We start from the raw sequence: 23,000 nt of genomic DNA on the forward strand, positions 1-23,000 counted from the left end.
GCTGTCATTTTTTAAATCAAAAATTGGCAGCTTTTTTATAAATTACAATCCTTAAATTTAATCAAATTTAATACCCTTGAAACAGAACACTATTAAAAACCTATTTACTTATTTTCTATTTGCTGTCGTAACATTTTCTTATGCTCAAACAGAATCAAAAATAACAAAACCAAACATCCTTTTTATAATGTCAGATGACCATACTTCACAAGCTATAGGGGCTTATGGTGGTAGATTGGCACGTTTAAACCCAACTCCTACTATTGATCGCTTGGCCAAGGAAGGTATTTTATTAGAAAACGCTTTTGTAACTAATTCCATTTGTACCCCATCACGGGCTAGCATCATGACGGGTCAATTTGGACAAGTTAATGGAGTAGTGGACTTGAGTGGTAGACTAGCTCCTGAAAATCAGTATTTACCAATAGAAATCAAGAAGCAAGGATATGAAACTGCAATGATTGGAAAATGGCATTTAAAACATGCCCCGGAAGCATTTGATTATTATAATGTGCTTCCTGGTCAAGGAGATTATCATAATCCTACGCTTTATAGTAACGAAGGAGGAGAAAAGAAAGAAATTCGTTTTGAAGAAGACTTGGTTCGTGAAGTGAATGCTACAACGTATGACGGACATTCATCGGATGTTATTACGGATATTTCTCTAGACTGGTTGAAAAACAAACGCGATAAGTCAAAACCCTTTTTGTTGATGCACCAATTTAAGGCACCTCATGATTTTTTTGAATTTGCACCACGTTATAAAGACTATTTAGAGGATGTAGAAATTCCTGAACCAGCCAATATGTGGTATAATGGAAATAACGGTTCAATAGCAACAAGGGGAAAGAATAATGAATTGATGGATACGATCGGATCGTCTATTGGTCATAGAAATGTAATCCGAAACATGGGTATGCATATGGAAATAGACCCTGATATTCCCGATCCTGAGTATAAAAAAATGGCGTATCAAGAGTATCTTAAGCGATATCTACGATGTGTAAAAGGCGTGGATGATAACGTAAAACGTATTTTCGACTATCTAGAAGCTGAAGGAATAATGGATAATACCATTATCATTTATACGGGCGATCAGGGATTTATGCTAGGGGAACATGATTATATTGATAAGAGATGGATGTATGAGGAGTCACAACGTATGCCATTTTTAGTACGTTACCCAAAAACCATAGAAGCTGGTTCACGCACCAATGCGATGGTGAATAATACAGATTTTGCTCCAACTATGATTGAAATGGCTGGTGGTGAAGTTCCGGATTATATGCAAGGATCAAGTTTTAAATCCATTTTAGAAACCCAAAAAGAACCTGAAGGTTGGAAACAAGATACCTACTACCGCTACTGGATGCATATGGCGCACAAACATAATAATCCTGCCCATTTTGGGATTAGAACCAAGGATTATAAGCTGATTTTTTTCTACGGTAGGGATTATGATACGGATAGGGATACAAGTAAACAAGAATGGGCGCACAATCCGGAATCTATGTCTGATTTTATTACGCCTGTGGCTTGGGAGTTTTATGATCTTAAAAATGACCCAGAGGAAATGGATAATCGATATGGAGATGAAAAATACGCCACTGTTATTTCAGATTTAAAAACTAGATTGAAGGAATTAAGAAGTGAGGTAAAAGAAGACGACTCTAAATATCCACAGATAGAAAAGGTAGTTAATGAATATTGGAATTAATTTGTAAATATAAGTTTATCTCTTCCCCATAACATTCAACGTTTTATGGGGAAGAGGTGAATAATTATATCTCACCCTAAATTCGATTAGTAGTGATAGACACGGTTTATTCATTTGTTGGAACCACCTATTTTGAATATCGATTTGGAGCCAATATATTATTGGGGTCAAGTTTGTTTTTCAATTTATAGGCTATACTATCTTCCCAATTTATTTTACTCACATATTCACTTTGAAAAACAGTTGGTATTCTATATGGGTAGATACCAAGGTCTAAACAAAAATCCAATAATGCTCTGTACAAATTATGGGCGTTGTCAATTCCGTTAGTGGTTGTCTTGTCAAACAATATGGGAATGGTTGAAGCGATTATATTTTCATTCTGAATGGTCAAGGTAACCATAGGCTCAAGGTTAAATTCTTTGAATATGTTGTAAATACCAGTCATATAATCATTTAAAACCTTCACTTTATACGGTATAACAGGGGCAAACCATATAATACCTATATTATCCTTTAACGGATTGTGGTTTTTGTTTGCATCAGGGATGCTAGACAAGGAATAAATTAAGTTGAGGGGATATTTAGAAGGCTTTCCTTTTAAAATGGAGAACCCTTCATTTATTTTTTTTAGGTCTTCCGCATCAATAAAAAGTTTACCTAAGGAGTTGTTTTTTAATATGATGTTGTTAGAAGAAATAAAACGTTTTTTGGTTCCAATGCCTTTTAACGCTTTTTTCATTTCTTTCCTAATGGTAGATTGGATTCCTTTAGATCCGTATATAGCACCCATAACGGTCCACTCTTCCAATTTATGTATTTTCTTTAATTCTCCTATTTTGTCTTCTGAACAGTAGCCGTTCTCTTCTGCAAGGTAGTTACTTTTCATGGCTAACATCCTTCGCGTGTTCATTAGGTTGATGCCTGAAATAAAGTTTTTATAGGTCTCTTTAATTTCTTTTAGCTTTAATAGGCAAGCGTGGCTAGCATCTTCTGAAACCGATAGCGTAAACATCATAATATTATCAGGAGTACGCTCTAGTTTTATGGTCATTTCGTACACCACCCCAAAATTCGATTGAAAAAAAATATAATCGAAATTAGGACCAACTCCCCATTTGTGGTGTTTATCCAGATTTGACAGACCTAACTGAGAAAAGGTAGATTCATAGTTGCTACCATCTGGTAAAATGGCTTTTAAAGAACGAACGGACTCTACATGGTCATGAACTGGAGTTATCCCGAACCCCCTTTCTAGTGCATTACCCATAATATTGGCTTCCGGACCTGCTCCGGTAACCGGTACCATGAACTTGTAGGAGTTAGCGGTTAGAAATTCATGAAGTTTTCCTTGTGTCAATCCTGGTCCAAAAGTCAATAAACCCTCATCTGCATCAAACTTGATAACGTTGGGCATATTTGACAGATTCATTACGATTGGAGTGTTTTCATTAGGCGGAAAACTACTTCCATAGCCCCAGTTATTCCCGGATGAGACAGGATAAAAACTGTAAGAATTCAAATTACAATATTCGATTACCTCTTTTATTTCGGATACGTTTACTGGATAAACAATCTTCTTGCTTGAAGACAGATTGTCTAGACATCTCTTAATCGTGACTTTATTCATTATAATACTTATAGACAGTTTTTCTAAATAACTTAGGGAAGTTTTCTGAATCGATTTGTGCTAAATTTAAATACATTAATTGAGCGGGAGCTTCAGAAAGTTTCTCATATCTTTTTTCGCTCCCCAGTTTTTTGCAATTAAAAAATACTTCATAGAAACTACATGATTTTGGGTTTACGGAAAGGATTACATCCGTAACACCTTTTTTCATACCCTCCGCAGAGAGTAGTGAAAGTATATTCAATAGGTCGTGAAATCTGGGGATTTTTCGGCAATCGGCCAACAGGCAAACTTCGGCAACATATTTTTTAGTATTCAGTAATTCTAATATTTCCGTGGCATAGATATCCGAACTGGGTAGCTCTTCTTTTTTAGAACTGAATATCGCCGAACAAGTTATGATCGGTTCGATCTCTTTCTTGCCGTAGGCTCTAATAGCACTAGCTTTTTTTAATCTATTTATATGTGTATAGTCACCATTGTCTATTAGTTTTTTTTGATGGTATGCTTTGTGAATAAGATTATCGGTAGATTTATATTCATCTTCCGTTAAAACTATTTTAAATTCCATTTACTAGTTATTTTTAAATTAAAAATGTAGCAGAATACGTATGTATATGTTAATCTAAATAAAGAAAGGGAATATGAAAAATAATTATATTCATTACACAAGTTGACAGAAAAACTACACAAATAAAACGTATCCTTAACGTTGTTTTTTCGGCCTTATCTATACCAGTAAAAAAAGGAAATAGATGAGCAAAAACTTATCTGTTTCCTAATTAAACAATCGTGTATTCACAAGAAGTTTCTCCAGTTAGAATATGTTTAGGACTTTTTAACTCTCCAAATGGACTACCATTTGTTTTATAGGACAATACTTAAAATGGTCTGGATACGGTCATGTCCAATTTTCGTTCTCAAAAAACTAAACATAATATTTCCTTAACCTCTAACTCTAGTATCTATTCAAATACTTTCATTTTTTTTGTTCAAAATTCTTCAGCTTGAATACTGACAACATCAAGGATTTATCAGAAGCACATCTTTTAATTTTGATCGGTAAAGGCAATCAATTGGCTTTTCGTCAGGTATATCACAAATATTGGGAAGGTCTTTACGCGTATGTTCACAATATACTTAATGACGCGTGGCTAACTGAGGATGTTCTACATGAAGTTTTTACTCAAATCTGGATAAGAAGAGAAAAATTGGAAATAACCAATTTAAAGGGCTACTTATACAATGGGGTTAGAAATAGAGCTCTTCTAAAAATTAGAGACGACAAATTTTCAGCCTTGGATGAATTTATTGTGGATAAGCTAAGACTGGAGCCTGAAATAGAACAGGAATTTAATAAGACCGCTACCGTATTAGCTATTGAGACTGCGGCCAAAAAGTTGCCGGCAAGGTGCAGGGCCATATTTTACATGAGTAAATTTCAAGATTATTCTTCTGCAGAAATAGCCAATCATTTTAATATTTCACAACGAACTGTCGAAAACCAAATCAGTTTGGCGCTAAAACATTTGCGCAAAGAGCTAGGTACGGCCTTATTCTTGACTTTCCTTTTCTAAAAGAATTCCTGCTTAGGTTAGCAGCTTGTATCTGAATTGTTATCTAATCATTAAATAGGTCGTTTTTCGAATTTTGTCGTGTGAAAAGTGGTCAGGTTATGTGTCTTGGTATTCAAAGGCCCATGGCATGACAAAAGATGAATTCTTTATTTTATTAAATAAGTTTGAAAAAGGAGAATGTTCTTCTAAAGAGGAAAAACTACTGTATGAATTCTGTGAAGATACTCAAGTAAAAAATTTTGAGGGTGCCTGGAACCTTTCCGATAAAGAACAGGCACGTATACGGTTATTAAAACGAATAACCGATACCGTCGAACAAAATAAGACGGCCACATCTAAATTTTCTTTTCAGTTTGTTTGGCGTACGGCCGCAATGGTTGTAGGTATTATAGCAGCGGTTACCATTTACTATCAAAGAACTGTTGTGCAAAATGACCGGATGGACAAAAGTGATGTTATCACTTTGCAATTACAAGATGGTTCAACCAAGATTATCAAAGAAGATAGCACCACAAATGTTTATGATAGGGAAGGAAATATTGTTGGTCAGCAAAAGGGAAATGAATTGGTATATGAAGAGTCTGAGGCGATTCAGGAATTAATATACAACACCTTATATGTTCCCTACGGTAAAAAATTCCAGATTCAATTATCTGATGGAACAATCGCTCATCTTAATGCCGGGTCGTCATTAAAATACCCCGTTCAATTCCTAAAGGGGCAAGACCGAAAAGTTTATATAACAGGAGAGACTTTCTTTGAAGTTGCCAAAGACTCCGCCCATCCATTTATAGCAAATGCGCGTAATCTGGATGTTCAGGTCTTAGGCACCAAATTTAATGTACAAGCCTATCACGAAGACCAAGTTACAGAAGTTGTACTTGTAGAAGGTGCCGTTGGTCTTTATGCGGCAGATAAGAAAACTCCATCGAAGCCTGTTGTTTTAGAACCGGGATATAAAGGAAGTTTTGATAACCAAAATTCTCAAATTTCTACTACCCCTGTGATAACCTCCATTTATACTTCTTGGATGCAGGGCGAGTTGGTTTTTAGGGATATGCCTTTTGAAAATATACTGAAAAAACTAGAAAGACACTATAACGTGGTCATCACAAATACAAACGATCAATTGGCAAAGGAAAAATTCAGTGCCAGATTTGATGCCGTACCCATAAAGAAAGTGTTGGAGACTTTAAAAGAATACCACGGAATTGATTATCAAATTGAAGGGGACCGAGTACTTATAAACTAACTATATGAGAATTAAAAAATAGATGTATGTGAGAAAAAAAGAGTAAAAAAAATCGGAAAATGTTCCCGCATTTCCCGATTGTAAAATCGTGATTACTAAAAATATAACCACTATTAGCAAAACAAAAATATGAAAAATCTTCTTAAACTAGAAAGAAGGCCCAAAACCTATTTGAAAAATCTAAAAATGAAACTGAGTTTATTGTTTCTATTGGTCTTTTTTACATTACAAGCGAGCGATTCCTTGGCTCAGAGAACTAAGATTACGCTCAATTTGCAAGATGTTCCTTTACTGCAATTAATAGATGAAATCGAAAGTCAATCTGAATTTCGTTTTATTTATCGAGTTAAGAATGTCAATTTAGGTAGAAATGTATCTATAAATGTGAATGGAAAACCTATTTCTGAAGTGTTGAAATTTGTTTTCAACAACACCAATACGTCCTACACTATTGTAGAGAAAGACAAACAGATTCATTTAACCGCAAGAAAAATTGGAGATAAAACCCAAAGTAGTTCGGGAACAAGTTCCGTTCAATATGAGGTTCGAGGTTTGGTTTTAGATGAAGCAGAAAACCCTTTGCCAGGCGCAAGTATTGTTGAAAAAGGAACAACGAACGGAACCACAACAGACTTTGATGGCAATTTTATAATTCAGGTTGCAAATACCAATGCCACGCTAGAGGTATCTTATTTAGGGTACAAGACCCAAGAAGTTGTTCTTGTCAACAGCTCCGATATTCGAGTTTCACTTAAGCCCAATGCAGGAGAATTAGATGAGGTAGTTGTTACCGCATTAGGTATGAAGAGAGATAAAAAGGCACTTGGTTATTCAGTGGGCGAAACAGATACGGAAAGGTTGAACCTTGTGCCGCAAGAGAATGCCCTTGGTGGCCTTTCAGGAAAAGTATCAGGGTTGGATGTGCGTCGTTCCGGTAATGATGTTTTTGCGGAAACGTATGTTACTATTCGTGGTAAAACTTCATTGACGGGAAATGATCAGCCTTTGGTTGTTATCGATGGTGCACCCGTGGGTGATGCAAGTGTTATGGGAGATATCAGTTCTATGGACATTGAGACCATAAGTGTCCTTAAGGGGGCGAGCGCTGCGGCCTTGTATGGGTCTCGTGCAGGAAACGGAGTAATTCTCATTACAACAAAATCAGGTGAAGGTAAAAAGGGAATCGGTGTGAGCCTTAACTCTACAATGACCTTGAGTTCCCCCTATAAATATATCGATTTGCAAAACAGGTTTACCAATGGTCAAAAGGGTCAGTTCAATGAAGCTACATGGCAACATTGGTATGGAGCGGAAGAAGGTACGGCTGCAGTACAATATAATAGTAACGGAGAGGCTGTTCCATTACAGTTTTATGACAATAGTTTGCAAGATTATTTTCAAACAGGACTCACCACAATTAATGATGCAACAATTTCCGGTTCATATGACAAGGGAAATTTTAGATTGGGTATTTCCCATTTAAAAGGAGAAGGGATAACTCCCGAAGCTGAGCTGCAAAGAATCGGTATGAATTTGGGTACGACCTATAAGGTTACCGATAATTTTAATGTGTCTGTGAACATCAATTTATCAAACTCTTATTCGGATAATTACCCTTCTAACCTTATCGGGGGAAATGACGAGTATTTTGATGTTTACAATATTGCTCCTCACATTAACATTAATGACTTAAAAGGAGATTTGTGGGTAGAGAATAACGTGCAACAACGAAACGTAACGGAAGGTTATAACAACCCGTGGTGGTTTAGCAGTGAACGTCAGAATAGGTTCGACAAGATTCGTGGCTTTGGGAACATCAAATTAGATTGGCAGATAACACCCGAATTTAGCGCTATGGGGCGAGCATCGTATAGCAGTGTAAACAACAAAGAAGAAATTCTACGTCCGTGGTCTTATCAAGGTTTTGGTGATACACAGCCTTTTGGTTCATATTACATAAGCACAGGGTTAACACGTGAAGCGAATTTTGAAGCTCTTTTCTCCTATACCAAACAATTAGGAGATTTTCATCTTTCTACTTCTGTAGGGGGGAATATTTTAAAGTCTAAAGGAGAAAGCCTTGATGCTGGTGGTGATAACTTGGTTTTACCTGGATTGTTCACCTTATCAAATGTAGCCAGAGCTGGTTTATTATACGCTAGTTCCGTTTCGGAAAAAGCAATATATAGTGCTTATGGACTACTGTCATTAAGTTACAAGGATATTGCGTTTTTAGATGTAACGGCTCGTAACGATTGGTCCAGTACTTTGCCAAAAGAAAATCGTTCTTATTTCTATCCTTCTGTTTCAGGAAGTTTTTTGGTTTCAGAGGCGTTAGATATGCCTAGCTGGGTAACTCTTGTAAAACTTAGGTCTGGTTGGGCAGAAGTAGGTAAAGATACTTCGCCCTATGCTATTCATCCCATACTTTCCCAGGGGTATTGGGGCGATGATTATACGTACTCGCTTCCTAGTAGTATGCCAAATACCAACTTAAAACCAGAAATAGCTACATCTTATGAATTTGGTACGGACTTAAAGTTTTTTGAAGGTAGGTTGGGCTTTGATGGTACTTACTATAAGAATCAAAACAAAAATCAAATTCTTAATGTAGATGCTACGCCACTTTCCGGTTATACCAGTACCACCATTAATGCCGGTAATGTTGAGAATTACGGTGTAGAATTGGGTATGCAAATTGTTCCTATTCGCACAAAGGATGTAGAGTGGAATATGGATTTCAATTTCACTACACAAAAGAGCAAATTAGTAGAGTTGGTTGATGGTATAGACAGAATATCCTTTGGAGGAGGTACGGACATGGGGTCTTTTACTAGAGTAGGGGGAGAAATAGGTGATTTGTATTCTCCGTACATTCAAAAAGTAGAAGACGGTCCATACGCGGGGTGGAATCTCTTAGATGCTAATGGTAGATGGGTGGTAGACCGTACAAAAGAGAACCAAATAAAAGTAGGCAACTTCAACAACGACTTTACGTTGGGGATGACCACATCGTTCAAGTATAAGAATTTTACGGTTTCTGCAAGTTTTGATTGGCGTCAGGGAGGTGAGTTTTTCTCAGAGTCTATGAAACGTATGGCCCGATCCGGTAAAATAGAAGATTGGCAAAATGGCGTAAGTTCTAGCACATTTTCCGGGATATTGGATGCTAATTCTTTTGGAGGGGACAGAGATGCATTGGCGGAAGAAATTAAGAACAATCCTGTTTACCGAGATAATGATGTTTGGGTTGGTGGTAGAACTCAAGAACTTGGCGGTTTTGATTACAATGGTAATTATAACGGTGCATTTTTTCCGGGCGTGATTGATAATGGTGATGGTACGTACACAGAAAATTTTGGTGCAGAAGGTACCCAGATGTTCGATGCTTATCGTGTGGTTGAATCTAGCGGAAGTTTCTGGCGTACCGGTTATGCATTTATGTACGATGCTTCCTTTGTGAAACTTAGAGATATCACATTTACCTATGATTTTCCTAAAAAGGTTGCTCAAATGATATCGGCAAATAATGTTTCACTATCCCTTTATTCCAAAAACATAATGTTATGGACCGCAGCAGGTATCGGTATTGATCCTGAGTTAGCTTACGATGGTGGTGATCAAGGGCATGAAAAATGGAATTTAGCCCCGTGGACAGCTCCAATCGGATTTAAACTTAATGTTGGTTTCTAAAAAATACAATAATGAAGACTATAAAATATAACATATTAAAACTTGCTTTTTTTGGGCTTATTATCATAAATGGCGCCTGCACAAAGTCATTGACGGAAATAAATGTTAGCCCTAACAGCTTAGCGGAAACTGAGGTGGATATTAAGTTTGTGCTGACTGGTATTTTAAGTGAAACGGCTCAAATTCAATCTTCGGTGTGCTACGAATGGGTAGAGGTATCCGCTGCTTCACAGTACCTGCAAAGAGATTTTACCAGTTATGAGGAAAATAATTATCAATGGTCACCTATAGATTTTAGTTCTTATTACAAACCACTTAAAAACTCCGATTATATTTACGAGCGTGCCGAGACCGAAAAAGAAGGTGAGGTTAAAAACTATTACCAAGCGGTATCGCTTATAATTAAATCCTACGGCTATGAATTCTTAACTTCTGTGTACGGAGATGTGCCGTACAGCGAAGCGTTAAATGCAGAAGAAGGTGGTGCAGCGTTTCAACCGGCGTATGACAATCAACAGGATATTTACCAAGGCATTTTGGCTGATTTAGAAAAAGCTGTAGAATTACTTCGTACGGCTGGTACAATATCAGAAGTAGCCGATGCGGATATTGTATATCAAGGAGACAGTCAAAAATGGCGTCAATTCGCTAATTCTTTAAGGCTTAGGATATACATGCGCCTTTCTGAGAAAACTGAGGTTGATGCTCGCGGCGGTTTTGCCGCAATCATTGATAGTGGAGCACCTATAATTCTTTCAAATGATGCTAACGCCACTATTTCATATGTTGGGACTGCTGACGATAATAGTTGGCCTGGCGGACCTCTTAATTATAGTAACAGATCGGAATATTATAGACGTAAACCTTCTTCTACGATTGTAAACGACCTTATTGAACTTAATGACCCTAGGTTAACAAAATGGGTAGCGCCGGTAGACGTGCAATTAGTACCGGGTACAGAGAATAAAGTGGAGGAAGAAGACGGTCGTTTAAAACGTTATGTTGATGTGGATATTGACGCGATTAACTCAGATGGCAATCCTGAGAACGATTTAAACACTTCTCTTTTTGTTGGTCTCCCAATAGCATTGAACGCACCGAACGATTTTAATTTGGGTGCATCTACCTTAACTGATTTTGGTGATGCAATTGCGGCCTTGGACCCCAATATTTATTTAGCGGCAGCGGCTAATCCGCATACCTCTTATCTAACATCAATGTATTCAGAAGACAGCAATGAATTGGTAAAAGCTGTATTCATGCATGCAGCAGAGATAGAGTTTTTGTTAGCGGAAGCAAGTATTAGAGGTTGGATCGGCGATGATGCCAAGTCTCACTACGAGAAAGGAATAGAGTTATCCTTTGAGCAGTATGAGATACAAGATGGCGATGCGGAAGCTGTTTATGATGAGCAGAACAATGAGTTAGTGGCTTTTGACAAGGCTTCTTATTTGGCTAACGCCAATACAATATATGACACGGCAAGCGATCCATTGGAACCGGTCATACATCAAAAGTGGATTTCACTTTGGTTTACTTATGAAGCTTGGTTCGATTTTAGAAGAACGGGGTATCCTAATTTGGATAAGAATATTATATCCGGCACCAAAGGGCAAATTACTCCAGTGCGTTTTATCTATTCAGATCCAAATAATGAAGGTAATATGGTTGATGCCGTTTCTAGATTAAATCCGGCGGAGAATGACCAGTGGGCCAAAATGTGGCTGCTACAGTAAGGCTTTTATGATAATAAAACGATAAAAGGAATAGGGCGGACCACATAGGGCCGTCCTATATTAAAAGTAAACTTGAATCCTAATTATATTTCTATGAAGTCAATATTTAAATCTAATTCTAGTTGTTGCAAGCTTGTTATGGCACTAGGGCTTATTCTTTTTGTTTCTTGTAAACAAAGTAGCAACGAAGGCCATATGCATGGTTTAGGACAAGATGAACACCACCACACCCACTATCAAAAGCACGATACGGTATTATCGCATAAACTTATCTACCCAAGTAAAGTTCCCGATAGAATTATTGCAAATTTACCAGAAGATGCCGCCACTATGTTAGCGGTTAACTGGCGAACGAACCAGCAAATAGACACAGCTTATTTGGAAGTGGCACTGGCTACAGACGGCCCTGAATTTAGATTGGGGAATATTATGAGAACCAAAGCCATTACTGAAAGATTTGAAAACAAGCACGAGAAAAATCCGGAACCCTTGGTTAAAGCAAGTTTTCATTCAGCTACGGCAACCGGTTTAGTGCCAGACACAACCTATGTTTATCGAGTTGGAACCGATGCTGGTGAAATCAAAGGCGATATTTTATGGAGCGAATGGTTTCAGTATAGAACCGCATCTGACAAAAGCGGAAAAGAATTTAGTTTTATCTATTTTGGGGATGCTCAGAATGATGTAAAATCTATGTGGAGCCGTGTGATACGAAATTCCTATAAACAATTCCCTTCTGTGGATTTTATGCTTCATGCCGGGGATTTGATAAACAGTCAGGATTCTAATCTTGAATGGGGCGAATGGTTTCATGCAGGGAGTTTTATTCATGCTACCATACCGAGCATAATGACACCTGGAAACCATGAGTACAGAGATGCTGATCTTACGCCATTATGGAGACCTCAATTTAACCTACCTAAAAACGGGCCTGAAGGAATAGATGGGGTAGTAGAAACTACATATGCTGTAGATTATCAAGATTTAAAGGTCATATCTATCGATTGTATCCATTTTAAGAAAAATGAAGAGGAAAGAGCAGCACAGGTTAAATGGTTGGATTCCGTTTTAAGTCACAATACCAAAAAATGGACGGCAATTACATTACATTTTCCTTTATATACTCCCGCTAAAAAAAGAGAGAACTATGAGGTGCTTATTGAGCATCTTAAACCTTTAATAGATAAGTATAAGGTGGATTTAGTTTTGCAAGGTCATGATCACACCTACGCACGGGGCCAGATAAATAATGAAGAATCTGGTGTGACTTCAGTTTCTGATGCCGGTACTATTTACGCCGTATCGGTAAGTGGGCCAAAGATGTATGAGTCGGTTGATAAAAGCTGGATAGAGAGGAGAGGAGAGTTTACTCAATTATTCCAGATAATTACAATTGCAGGCAATGTACTGAGTTATGAGGCCTATACTCCAATTGGAACTTTGTATGACGCTTTTGATTTGATGAAAATTAACGGAAAGAAGAAGTTAGTAAATAGGATTCCCGAAACTCCAGTTCGTTTGAGAAAGGACTATGTAGAAAACGAATAAAGATGACCAAATATTTATAAAGTAATGACTATAGTTATATGAGGTCAAAATTTGATACTCTTTATCATTTTTAAAAAAGTGGGTTAACATTAAGTTAATCGACTTTTTGCATTTTGGTGACATTGCGGTCTAGGGGTAAAACTATCTTTTCGCGCTCATAGAAGTAAACAAGAGACCATGGAAATATCTAAGGAAGATATTGAATGTGCCAGAAGACTTGCGGGAGAAATGGAGAGCAACCAAGAACAATCTATGTTTGAGGTAAAACTGCTGTTGGATGATAGCGTAAGTGAATTGTACCAAGACTACAAGTTACTCTGGGATGCTTATCCCAAACCATTACTTCATCTAAACAAAAATAAATTTGCAAATCGTTTAAGAAACGAGGTCAATTCAAAACCTAAAAAAAGAACAATAGTCCTAAACACTAAAAATAAAATGTGGTTAGCGGTTGCTGCTACAATTTTGTTAGCTCTTTTCGTATCAAGACTTCTAACAGGAACCGATTCTAGGTATACCAATCATATTACCGCTTTAAAAGGTGAGCGTACACAAATAACATTACCGGACCATTCTACCGTAACCCTTAATTCTGAAGCGCAGATTAAATATCCGGAAATGTTCGGTACAAAAAGTAGGGAAGTATGGGTAGAAGGAGAAGCTTATTTTGATATAACTAAAGACGTTGACCGGCCTTTTAGGGTGAGGGCAAATGGATTTGTAATTGAGGTTCTAGGTACAAAGTTCAACGTAAACGATAAAGGCACTATAACCAAAGTTTCTTTAGAAAGCGGAAAAGTAAAGGTGAAATTAAAAGAGTCGGGAGACGAGATACGATTAGAGCCTAAAGAAGAACTTATTTGGAATAGTGAAACAGGGGAGGTGATAAAGCGAAATTTTGATATTTCAAAAACTACATCTTGGAAAGATAATATTCTTGTTTTAAATGGATTACCACTTCAAAAAGCACTCGCAGATATCAATTCATTTTATGGGGTTGACTTCTCTGTTGGCGACAGTCTTGTTGGGGCGAAAGAAATTAATGGCGCATTTGAGAACCAAAGTCTTGATGACTTTATACAAACGCTGGCCTTTATTGCAGATGTAAAAATAACTCCTATATCGGATAACAAATTTTCAATTTCCCCAAGTGATGAAAACTAAATCCTACACAACAAACCATGAGCGCTTTAGACGGTTGTCCGATTTGGAGTTGTTTAAATTGATTCAAGAGCGAGACAAAGGAGCCCTTGAGACCATTTTCAATAGACATTATGATGGGCTTTGCAGGTTTGGTCTCTCCTACACTAATGAGCAGAATAGTGTAGAAGAAGTTGTGTCCGATGTATTTCTTCAGCTTTGGAACAATGAAACTCGGATACAGGAAATAAGAAACCCTAAACCTTATTTGTATGTAGTAGTGAAAAACAAATTGCTACAGGCTATTTCCAAATCTAATCTCAAGCAGTCTTTTGACCAGGGGTTTGAAGCTGAATACACTACGAGTCCAAGTATAGAACAGCAAATTATAAATCAGGAAGAGAAGGAAATATTCAGTCAGAAAATAGAAGAAATCCTATGTCAAATACCCAAGAAGTCTCGTCAAATTTTTGAAATGAGCAGGCTGGACGAACTCAAATACAGAGAAATTTCTGAAATCTTGGGGATTTCTGTGAAAACTGTAGAAAGCCATATGGCCCATGCCTTAAAAATCATTAGAAGCACCGTACTCAAGAAAAAGCAATATTAACCCTATACCTCACTACTTATGGTACAACCCTAAAAACAAATCTTTCAACTACTTAGAATTATTGAGAACAAACAACTAAAGTATCTAATACCAAATGAAAAAATTAAACATATTAGCACTATTACTGTGCTTGCCATTTCTAGGTCTGGGAAAAGAAATTCCCATTACACCGGTATCAACGGTAAAGACACAGAATTTAGATGATATTAACCTGAGCCTTAAAAGTGTTTCATTAGAGAAAGTCTTTGACTTGATTGCCAGTCAAACCGGAAAAAGATTTATTTATGCCGCCGATGCTCAATACCTGCAACAACGCATCAGTTTAGATGTAAACAAAGAGAACCTGAACTCCGTTTTAGACGTGCTTAAAGGTAAAGCCAATGTAGATTTTAAGGTTACCGATCAAGGGGTGTTGGTAAAGTTTATTCAAGAAAAGCGGAAAGTAACCGGTACCGTCGTGGATGAGGCGGGTATTGCCGTACCCGGAGCCAATGTTTTTGTAGAGGGAACGGAATACGGTGCAGTATCTGATTTTGATGGAAAATTTGTCATTGAAATTCCTTCTAACTTTAACACTCTTTCCGTTACCTATATCGGTTACAAAAGACAAGATGTTAGTATAGAAGGGTTGGATACTATAACCATAATGCTTTCTGAAAGTGCCTCACAGCTAGATGAAATTATTGTGGTAGGTTATGGCACCGAATCAAGAAAAAACATCACGGGAGCTATCGCTACAGTATCACCAGAAGATATAAATACACAACCCAAGGCCAACGTGGTTGAAATGTTGGAAGGTAGATTGCCCGGGGTCCAGATTATGAGTGATAACTCTCCAGGAGGAGGAACTTCTATAAGAGTAAGGGGGTTTAGTACTATCAATAGCAACGATCCTTTGGTTATAATAGATGGTGTGCCGGCTTCCAATGGGTTAAACGGAATTAACCCTACGGATATTGAAAGTATTCAAGTGTTGAAGGATGCAGCTTCCTCTTCTATTTACGGTTCAAGGGCGGCAAATGGGGTTGTAATTATCACTACAAAAAAGGGCTCTAATTCGGAAGGTGGTTACGAGGTCACTTTTGATAGCTACGCGGGTATCCAGTCTAGCTACAATCTACCAAGAATGCTTAACGCTCAGCAGTACGGAGATTTATTATGGCAGGCGACCTTAAACGATGGAGGCACGCCTTCCAACGATATTTATGGCGATGACCCTACTCAAGCGGTTGTGCCACAATATTTGAATGCAGATCAGACCATACCCAGTGCAGATGTCAATTGGGTAGACGAGATTATGCAAACAGCAGCAGTTCAATCATACAATGTGTCACTGGCAAAAGGGGATTCTAAAGGACAGCATATGTTTTCCGTTGGATATTTTAATCAAGAAGGCCTTATTAAACATACGGGTTTTGAGCGGTATTCAGCAAGATTCAATTCCTCGTATAATATTGGTGAATTTTTAACTATTGGAGAAAACTTTACGGTCAATTATAAAGAACGCGTTTCAGTAGGTACAAATGAAGCTTTGGGTAGCGTAATCCTTACTGCAATGCAGTTTCCGTCTATAGTTCCTGTAAAGGATATAAATGGCAATTACGCCGGTAATCCTATAAACGACAGTAATAACCCTATGGGTCAATTGGACCGCAATAAAGACAATAAACAGAAGCGAGTACAGGCTTTAGGTAATTTATTTGCCAATCTGTATATAAAAGATTTTACTTTTAAAACCTCGTTTGGCCTAGATTATGAAAATTATAACTATAGACAGTTTTCTCAAACTTTTGATGAAATTCTGGTTACGAACAATACAAATTCTTTGTCCACTTCAAATAGTTTCAATTACCAGTTTTCATTTACGAATACTTTGAACTATAAAAAGCGCTTTGGCAATCATAGTTTGGATGTTTTGTTAGGGCAAGAGGCTATTGAATACAACTATGAAAATTTTGGTGCCGAGGTGAGCGAATTTTTATATGAAGATGAAAATTTTCGCTATTTAAGCTTTGGAACGGAGAATATGCTCAACTCCGGAGGAGCCTCTGGTTGGTCGCTTAATTCGTATTTTGGTAGGTTGAATTATAATTTTGACGAGAAATATCTATTTACGGCAACAGTAAGGAATGATGGTAGTTCAAGATTTAGTGAGGATAACCGATGGGGAACATTCCCAGCTTTTTCTTTAGGATGGCGTTTAGACCGTGAAGATTTTTTTAATACGAATGGGCTTGTTTCTTCCTTATTGTTAAGAGGTAGTTGGGGACAAACCGGAAACCAAGAAATTTCCAACTACGCTACTGTTGATAGCTACAGAAACAACAATGCCAATTCTAACTACGCTATAGATGGAGCTCAAGAAGCGGTTTACACTGGACTTACCCAATCACGTATTGCCAACCCGAATCTAAAATGGGAAACTACAACTCAAACTTCTTTGGGGGTCGATTTAGGTCTTTTAGATGACCGACTGAACATTACTGCAGATTATTACATCAAAGAAACCGATGATATTTTAATCTATAACACTGTACCGTTAACCTATGGAGGAACAAATGATGGCCAATGGGTGAACGATGGTAAGATGAAAAACAATGGTTTTGAAATTAACATCGATTATGCCGATCAGACAGGCGAATTAGGGTATCAAATTGGATTAAATCTTACCGGAGCTAATAATGAACTAACAGAGTTGAACACTTCGGATTATTTAGGAATACCCAGCTCATCCTTACACAGTGTAAACTTTGACCAAGAAATTTCTAGAAGTGCGGTTGGGCAACCTATCGCATCCTTTTTCGGACATGAAGCAGATGGTTTGTTTCAAAGTCAGGCAGAAATAGATAGCTATGGCTTACAGCCTAATGCCAGCCCTGGTGACATTAAGTTCAAAGATGTTGATGGTGATGGTGATGTTGATGCTGATGATAGAACTTTTATTGGTTCTCCGCATGCGGATATCATGCTTGGCCTTAATCTACAGTTCAACTATAAGAATTTTGATTTGAGCATGTTCTTTAACGGCAGTTTTGGTAATGATACTTATAACTTTACCAAGTACAAAAACCACTTTTTTAATCAAGCGGCCTACAACAAGGAAGATGTATTATTGGATGCATGGTCTCCAAGCAATACTGACAGTAGCATACCACGTCTATCATTAGATGACCCCAACAATAATATTCGTCCCTCTTCTTACTACGTAGAAGATGGGTCTTTCGTCAGGCTTACCAATATGCAGGTCGGCTATAATTTTGAACCGGAATTGTTAGGAGGTGTAAACCTTAGAATTTATGCGCAGGCCAGTAATCTATTTACAATTACCGATTACAGCGGTATGAATCCGCAAGTAGGACTTCAAAACTATTCAGGTAGTAATAGGAATCTAGACATTGGGGTAGATAGAGGCTTGTACCCGCCAAGCAGAACTTTTGTAATTGGATGTAACCTAAAACTTTAATAAAACGATGAAAAACTTACGACAAGAAAAATCGAAAATACTTGTAATCGTTGCGGTTATAGCACTGACAATAATGGGCTCTTGCTCCGATGATTATTTAGAGGAAGTAACATTTGGGGAAGTCCCTCCATCTGAAATGACTAAACCCGAAAATGTAGAGAAAGCTATTATTTCGGCCTACAGTGTTCTAAACGGACAGATTGATGGAGCGAGCAACGCTTATAACTCACCTGCCTCGAACTGGAGTTTTGGCGATGTAGTTTCAGATGATAGCTACAAAGGTGGTGGTGGAACCGGTGATCAGAATCAAATTCATCAAATGGAATTATATAATACAAATTCCACAACCTATGATGTTGAACGCAAATGGATGGCTCTTTATGAAGGTGTGAAAAGAACCAATGAGGCAATGAAGTTGCTAGATGCGTCAGAAGATTTTGATGCTGGTTTAAAAGCACAGCGTAGAGCCGAATTGAGATTTATTAGAGGACACTACTATTTTGAGCTAAAGAAAATCTATAATCAAATTCCGTACATAGATGAGACTGCGGAAACAGTAGACGATTATGCCCGTTCAAATACGGAATTTACTTCTGAAGAATTATGGGGTAAAATTGAAGACGATTTTCAAGCGGCTTATGATGTACTGCCAGATTCACAAGAGGAACAAGGTAGGCCTACAAAATTGGCGGCCATGGCCTATTTGGCAAAAACTTATCTTTTTCAAGAAAAATGGCAAGATGCATTTGATGCCACCACTTTGGTTATGAGTGGTAACTACGGACTTATGGATGATTTTCAGTCCGTTTTTCTTCCGGAGAACGATAACGGTATAGAAGTGGTTTTTGCGGTACAGTATTCGGTTAATGATGGTCAGTCCGATAACTACAATGGTAGTATCGGTGATCGTTTGACTGCTCCAGGAGGTCCTTTTTATTCTCAGTATGGCTTCCACCGCCCGTCTCAGAATTTAGTGAATACTTTTAAGACGGATGCTAGTGGTCTTCCGGTGGTAGATAATGTAGAAATTACTGCAACTGACAATGTTGACCCACGCTTGGATATCACAATTGGCCGTCCAGGAATTCCATATAAAGATTTAGATGTTTTATATGAGGATAACTGGGCACGTGATTTGGCCACTTATGGACCTTTCGGTCCTAAAAAGCGAATCCTTTCTGCTAATTCTCCTTATCATGTTACGGTTTGGCCTTATGTTGATGCGCTTAACTACTATATCATTCGTTATGCTGAGGTGCTATTATGGAGAGCCGAAGCAGCAGTAGAATTGGGTAACCTAGAAGAGGCCCGCAACCTGGTTAATGAAATTAGACAACGTGCTGCCAACTCTGAGTTTGTAAAAACACTTGATGGCTCAGCGGATGCTGCCAACTATGTTATAGCTACTTATGACACGGTATGGACAGATATAGACGATGCAAGGGATAAAGTACGTTTAGAAACGCGTTTGGAATTAGCAATGGAAGGACATAGATTTTTTAACCTTGTTCGCTGGGGTATCGCCAAAGATGTTATAGACGATTATCTGGTGATAGAAAAAACTAGACGAAGTCATTTAACGAATGCAGCTTTCACCGCAGGTAAAAATGAATATTGGCCTATTCCGCAAGAATATATAGATAGTGTAGAAGATGGGCTTATAACCCAGAACAACGGATATTAATTATTATAACGAGGGCTTCTATTATAGAGGCCCTTTTTTTATCATGTACGGTATGAAAAAGCTATTCTTTTTAACGGTGTTTCTAATTTTGACAGGGGTGACGGCTCAAGAAAAAGAGTTTGATCAGGCGCATCAAAATAAGACATTTGAAAAATTACAGAACAAAAATTTTTATTTGTTCACGGCCATAAATAACAATCAAGAAGTAAGTGAGGTTTTGCAAAAAGATAAGACTTTAAACTCTTATTTGAATCCTTATTATCCCAAGCAAAATAGCCTTGAGATGCCCAAAAGTGGCCAAGAAATTATCAACCTATTTATGTGGAATGATGAAGCTATTGAAGTTGTAGGCAAGAGGCTGGTGAAACTGTCCAAAAAGAACAAAGCCTTGGCAGATTTAATAATTGACCTTAGACAGTCCGGCAACTATGCCAATTTTAAAGATAAGTCAGATGATGATTTTCTATATAAATCTTGGGAGCTCTGCGCGAAAGGTATGGATACCATTTTGGAGGTATACGGGTTAGGGAAAAAACCATTATATGAAAAAATAGACTCGGTTTCTTATAATGTACATTCCCAGAGATATACTTATGGTTTAAACGTTTTAAAGAATCTGGTCTTGGTTCGGCCGAAAGAAAAAAACCTATTTTTTCAACCAAGCTTAGACTTATCTCTGTGGTTGCTATATGCCAATCACCGTGATGAGGCCGTACGATACGAGCCACTTCAGGAAAAAGAAAATGCAAAAGCCGTTGAAACTGTAAAGTCCACCGATTTTGACAACTATGATTATGGTTGTTTGGTAGTACTAGGTTCTGGTCCGGAAACAACCCGCGATCGTTTATCGGGTATGGCAAAAATGAGGTTGCAAATGGCGGTTAATGCGTACAGTAGGTACAAAGTGCCATTTATAATCGTCTCTGGAGGACATACACATCCTTTTATGACTCCGTATAACGAAGGTGTTGAGATGAAGCGGGAGCTTATAAAAATATACGGGATTCCAGAAGAGCGTATACTAATTGAACCTTACGCACGCCATACAACTACAAATATGCGTAACGCAACTAGATTAATGATGTCTTACGGCATTCCTTTGGAAAAGAAAAGCTTGGTGATCACGGGCCCTATGCACAGTAGTTACTTACAAAGCGATAATTTTTCGGAGCGATGTTCGGAAGAATTAGGGTATCAACCCATAAAACTTTTTGAGCGATTATCTCCCCTTACAATAGAGTTCAAAGGATTGCCGGTTTCATTGCATCAGAACCCCTATCAACCTTTAGATCCATAATTTTTGACATACAGTATTGGCTGAATTAACAAGGAATGATTCTGGTTTATCCCTTATGGTTAGGATGTTACCTGTGGTGAAAAGGCTTGTCAATTAATGCATGACCGAAGTTGTCGGTAAAAGTTCTTTGGGTATGTTTATTGATTTTGATCTGCAAAAAAATAAAATGCGGAGGCAAATGACAACTGCAAAAATCCGGTGGGATAAAGTGAGATAATTAGGAGTTTAATTTTTAAGGCTAAATTATAAACACTTTGAGTTACTTAATTGTAACGGCCTTCCTTAATTTATACCAGATATAAAACATAATTCTTTCAATACATGCAGGACAATATCACCACCATATCGGAATCTATTACCTCTTTTTACAACGGATTGATAGAGCAATTACCCGGTATTGGAATGGGCATATTAATAGTAATCTTAGGTTTATTAATAGGTTCTTGGTTAGGTGGATTTGCAAAAAGAAGGCTGGCGGTTAAAACGGGCGACCCTCTAATGAGTAAATTTCTGGGGCAGGCCATAAAATATATTTCTGTAATCATTGCTATCATGATGGCTTTGGAAGCATCGGGGCTAGGGGCCATAGCCACAGGAATATTAACTGCCGCAGGGGCTAGTGCGGTTGTTCTAGGATTCGCTTTTAAAGATATTGGCCAAAATTTTATTGCGGGTATTATAATGGCTTTTGGCAGACCGTTTAATGTTAATGATACGGTAGAGATAGATAAGAATTTCGGAAAGGTTAAAGCTTTGGAATTCAGATATACGAAGCTTAAAACCTTTGATGGTAAAGATGTATATATACCTAATAGTGATGTACTTACGAAGCCTGTGACCAATTATACGGAAGATGGCTTTTTTAGATGGGATTTCATTATCGGGATCGCATATGAAGACAATATTGAAGGGGCGAAAGAAACCGTTTTAAATGCCTTAAAGAAAGAACCCAATGTCATAGAAGATGAAGAGCATGAAAATTTTGTTATCGAAGATGAACTGGCTACAAGTACGGTTAATTTAAAAGTCTTTTTCTGGGTAGATACTAAAGATTTTAGGAGAATGGCACTGATAACAAAAGGTAATGTGGTGAGAAATGTAAAAGAGGAACTAGAAAAGGCTGGTTATTATATGCCAGCGGATATACAAGAAATTAAGTTGTATGGTGGCGAGTCTGAATTCCCCGTAAAGATTAGTCCAAAATAAATTAGGTGTTAGAACATAGGGCAATCCTCTAAATTATAAAACCTACTGACACTCTTGGAGTGGCACGTTGAATAATGAGTCTTGTTACTTTTCATTTAAAATAAGCTCAAAACTACTTATTTACTATAAAAGCATGGATTACACCCGGTAACCAAGCGAACAAGGTCAAAATTATACTGACTAAAAAAGTTGTTCCTAGCCCATGTTTTAAAAATACGGCTAATGGTGGAAGAAAAATGTTTAAAATGATAGTTAATAGAGACATGCTTTTGCTGTTTAAATGTAATGCGAATATCAATCAAGTAATTTTCATTAGTTAACGCGATTACAAAGAATTTGAATTGATATGAATATATAGTCGATGATAACCGCAAAAGACAGCATTCAAAAGTTTAATTCAGTGTTAGAACCAATCGACTCTTTATAACGTCTTAGATTTTAAAAACA

General features: G+C 37.5%; 15 protein-coding genes. 12 read left to right on the forward strand and 3 right to left on the reverse strand.

Going from position 1 to position 23,000, the window contains the following annotated elements; translation table 11 throughout:
• Positions 1-187 precede the first annotated feature (187 nt).
• Complete coding sequence (locus P0077_RS16935) at positions 188-1,717, forward strand: sulfatase family protein (RefSeq protein ID WP_432422790.1); 1,530 nt, start codon at positions 188-190, stop codon at positions 1,715-1,717.
• Between the two features lie 127 nt (positions 1,718-1,844).
• Here P0077_RS16935 and P0077_RS16940 read toward each other — a convergent pair whose 3' ends face one another.
• Positions 1,845-3,347 (reverse strand): FAD-binding oxidoreductase, encoded by a 1,503-nt coding sequence (locus P0077_RS16940; protein WP_276166391.1) that lies wholly within the window; start codon positions 3,345-3,347, stop codon positions 1,845-1,847.
• Positions 3,340-3,918 (reverse strand): N-acyl amino acid synthase FeeM domain-containing protein, encoded by a 579-nt coding sequence (locus tag P0077_RS16945; RefSeq protein WP_276166392.1) that lies wholly within the window; start codon positions 3,916-3,918, stop codon positions 3,340-3,342. Before P0077_RS16945 ends, P0077_RS16940 begins: the two co-directional genes overlap by 8 nt.
• A gap of 436 nt (positions 3,919-4,354) precedes the next feature.
• Between P0077_RS16945 and P0077_RS16950 the strand changes: the two genes are divergently transcribed.
• The 11 genes from P0077_RS16950 (at position 4,355) to P0077_RS17000 (ending at position 22,553) form a co-directional block, all read left to right on the forward strand.
• Positions 4,355-4,924: an RNA polymerase sigma factor gene (locus P0077_RS16950; RefSeq protein ID WP_276166393.1), complete on the forward strand. Its 570-nt coding sequence runs from the start codon at positions 4,355-4,357 to the stop codon at positions 4,922-4,924.
• Between the two features lie 127 nt (positions 4,925-5,051).
• Positions 5,052-6,176, forward strand: a complete 1,125-nt coding sequence (locus tag P0077_RS16955; RefSeq protein ID WP_276166394.1) for a FecR family protein — start codon at positions 5,052-5,054, stop codon at positions 6,174-6,176.
• A gap of 129 nt (positions 6,177-6,305) precedes the next feature.
• Entirely contained in the window at positions 6,306-9,869 is a 3,564-nt protein-coding gene (locus tag P0077_RS16960; RefSeq protein WP_276166395.1) for a SusC/RagA family TonB-linked outer membrane protein, read from the forward strand.
• An 11-nt stretch (positions 9,870-9,880) separates the two neighbouring features.
• Positions 9,881-11,605, forward strand: coding sequence for a SusD/RagB family nutrient-binding outer membrane lipoprotein (locus tag P0077_RS16965; RefSeq protein WP_276166396.1), 1,725 nt, complete (start codon positions 9,881-9,883; stop codon positions 11,603-11,605).
• Between the two features lie 93 nt (positions 11,606-11,698).
• Positions 11,699-13,153, forward strand: a complete 1,455-nt coding sequence (locus tag P0077_RS16970; RefSeq protein ID WP_276166397.1) for a purple acid phosphatase family protein — start codon at positions 11,699-11,701, stop codon at positions 13,151-13,153.
• Between the two features lie 177 nt (positions 13,154-13,330).
• Positions 13,331-14,317, forward strand: a complete 987-nt coding sequence (locus P0077_RS16975) for a FecR family protein (RefSeq protein ID WP_276166398.1) — start codon at positions 13,331-13,333, stop codon at positions 14,315-14,317.
• Positions 14,307-14,903 carry an RNA polymerase sigma factor gene (locus tag P0077_RS16980; RefSeq protein ID WP_276166399.1) on the forward strand — a complete coding sequence of 199 codons (597 nt, stop codon included), beginning with the start codon at positions 14,307-14,309 and terminating at the stop codon, positions 14,901-14,903. Before P0077_RS16975 ends, P0077_RS16980 begins: the two co-directional genes overlap by 11 nt.
• A gap of 94 nt (positions 14,904-14,997) precedes the next feature.
• On the forward strand, positions 14,998-18,366 hold the full coding sequence (locus tag P0077_RS16985; RefSeq protein ID WP_276166400.1) for a SusC/RagA family TonB-linked outer membrane protein: 3,369 nt from the start codon (positions 14,998-15,000) through the stop codon (positions 18,364-18,366).
• Between the two features lie 7 nt (positions 18,367-18,373).
• Entirely contained in the window at positions 18,374-20,050 is a 1,677-nt protein-coding gene (locus P0077_RS16990) for a RagB/SusD family nutrient uptake outer membrane protein (RefSeq protein ID WP_432422791.1), read from the forward strand.
• Between the two features lie 52 nt (positions 20,051-20,102).
• On the forward strand, positions 20,103-21,347 hold the full coding sequence (locus P0077_RS16995; protein WP_276166401.1) for a YdcF family protein: 1,245 nt from the start codon (positions 20,103-20,105) through the stop codon (positions 21,345-21,347).
• 321 nt (positions 21,348-21,668) lie between these two features.
• Positions 21,669-22,553, forward strand: a complete 885-nt coding sequence (locus P0077_RS17000; RefSeq protein WP_276166402.1) for a mechanosensitive ion channel family protein — start codon at positions 21,669-21,671, stop codon at positions 22,551-22,553.
• A gap of 112 nt (positions 22,554-22,665) precedes the next feature.
• Here P0077_RS17000 and P0077_RS17005 read toward each other — a convergent pair whose 3' ends face one another.
• Positions 22,666-22,818 (reverse strand): YqaE/Pmp3 family membrane protein, encoded by a 153-nt coding sequence (locus P0077_RS17005; protein WP_276166403.1) that lies wholly within the window; start codon positions 22,816-22,818, stop codon positions 22,666-22,668.
• Positions 22,819-23,000 lie beyond the last annotated feature (182 nt).

The sequence above is a fragment of the Zobellia alginiliquefaciens genome (assembly GCF_029323795.1).
Taxonomy (GTDB): Bacteria; Bacteroidota; Bacteroidia; order Flavobacteriales; family Flavobacteriaceae; genus Zobellia; species Zobellia alginiliquefaciens.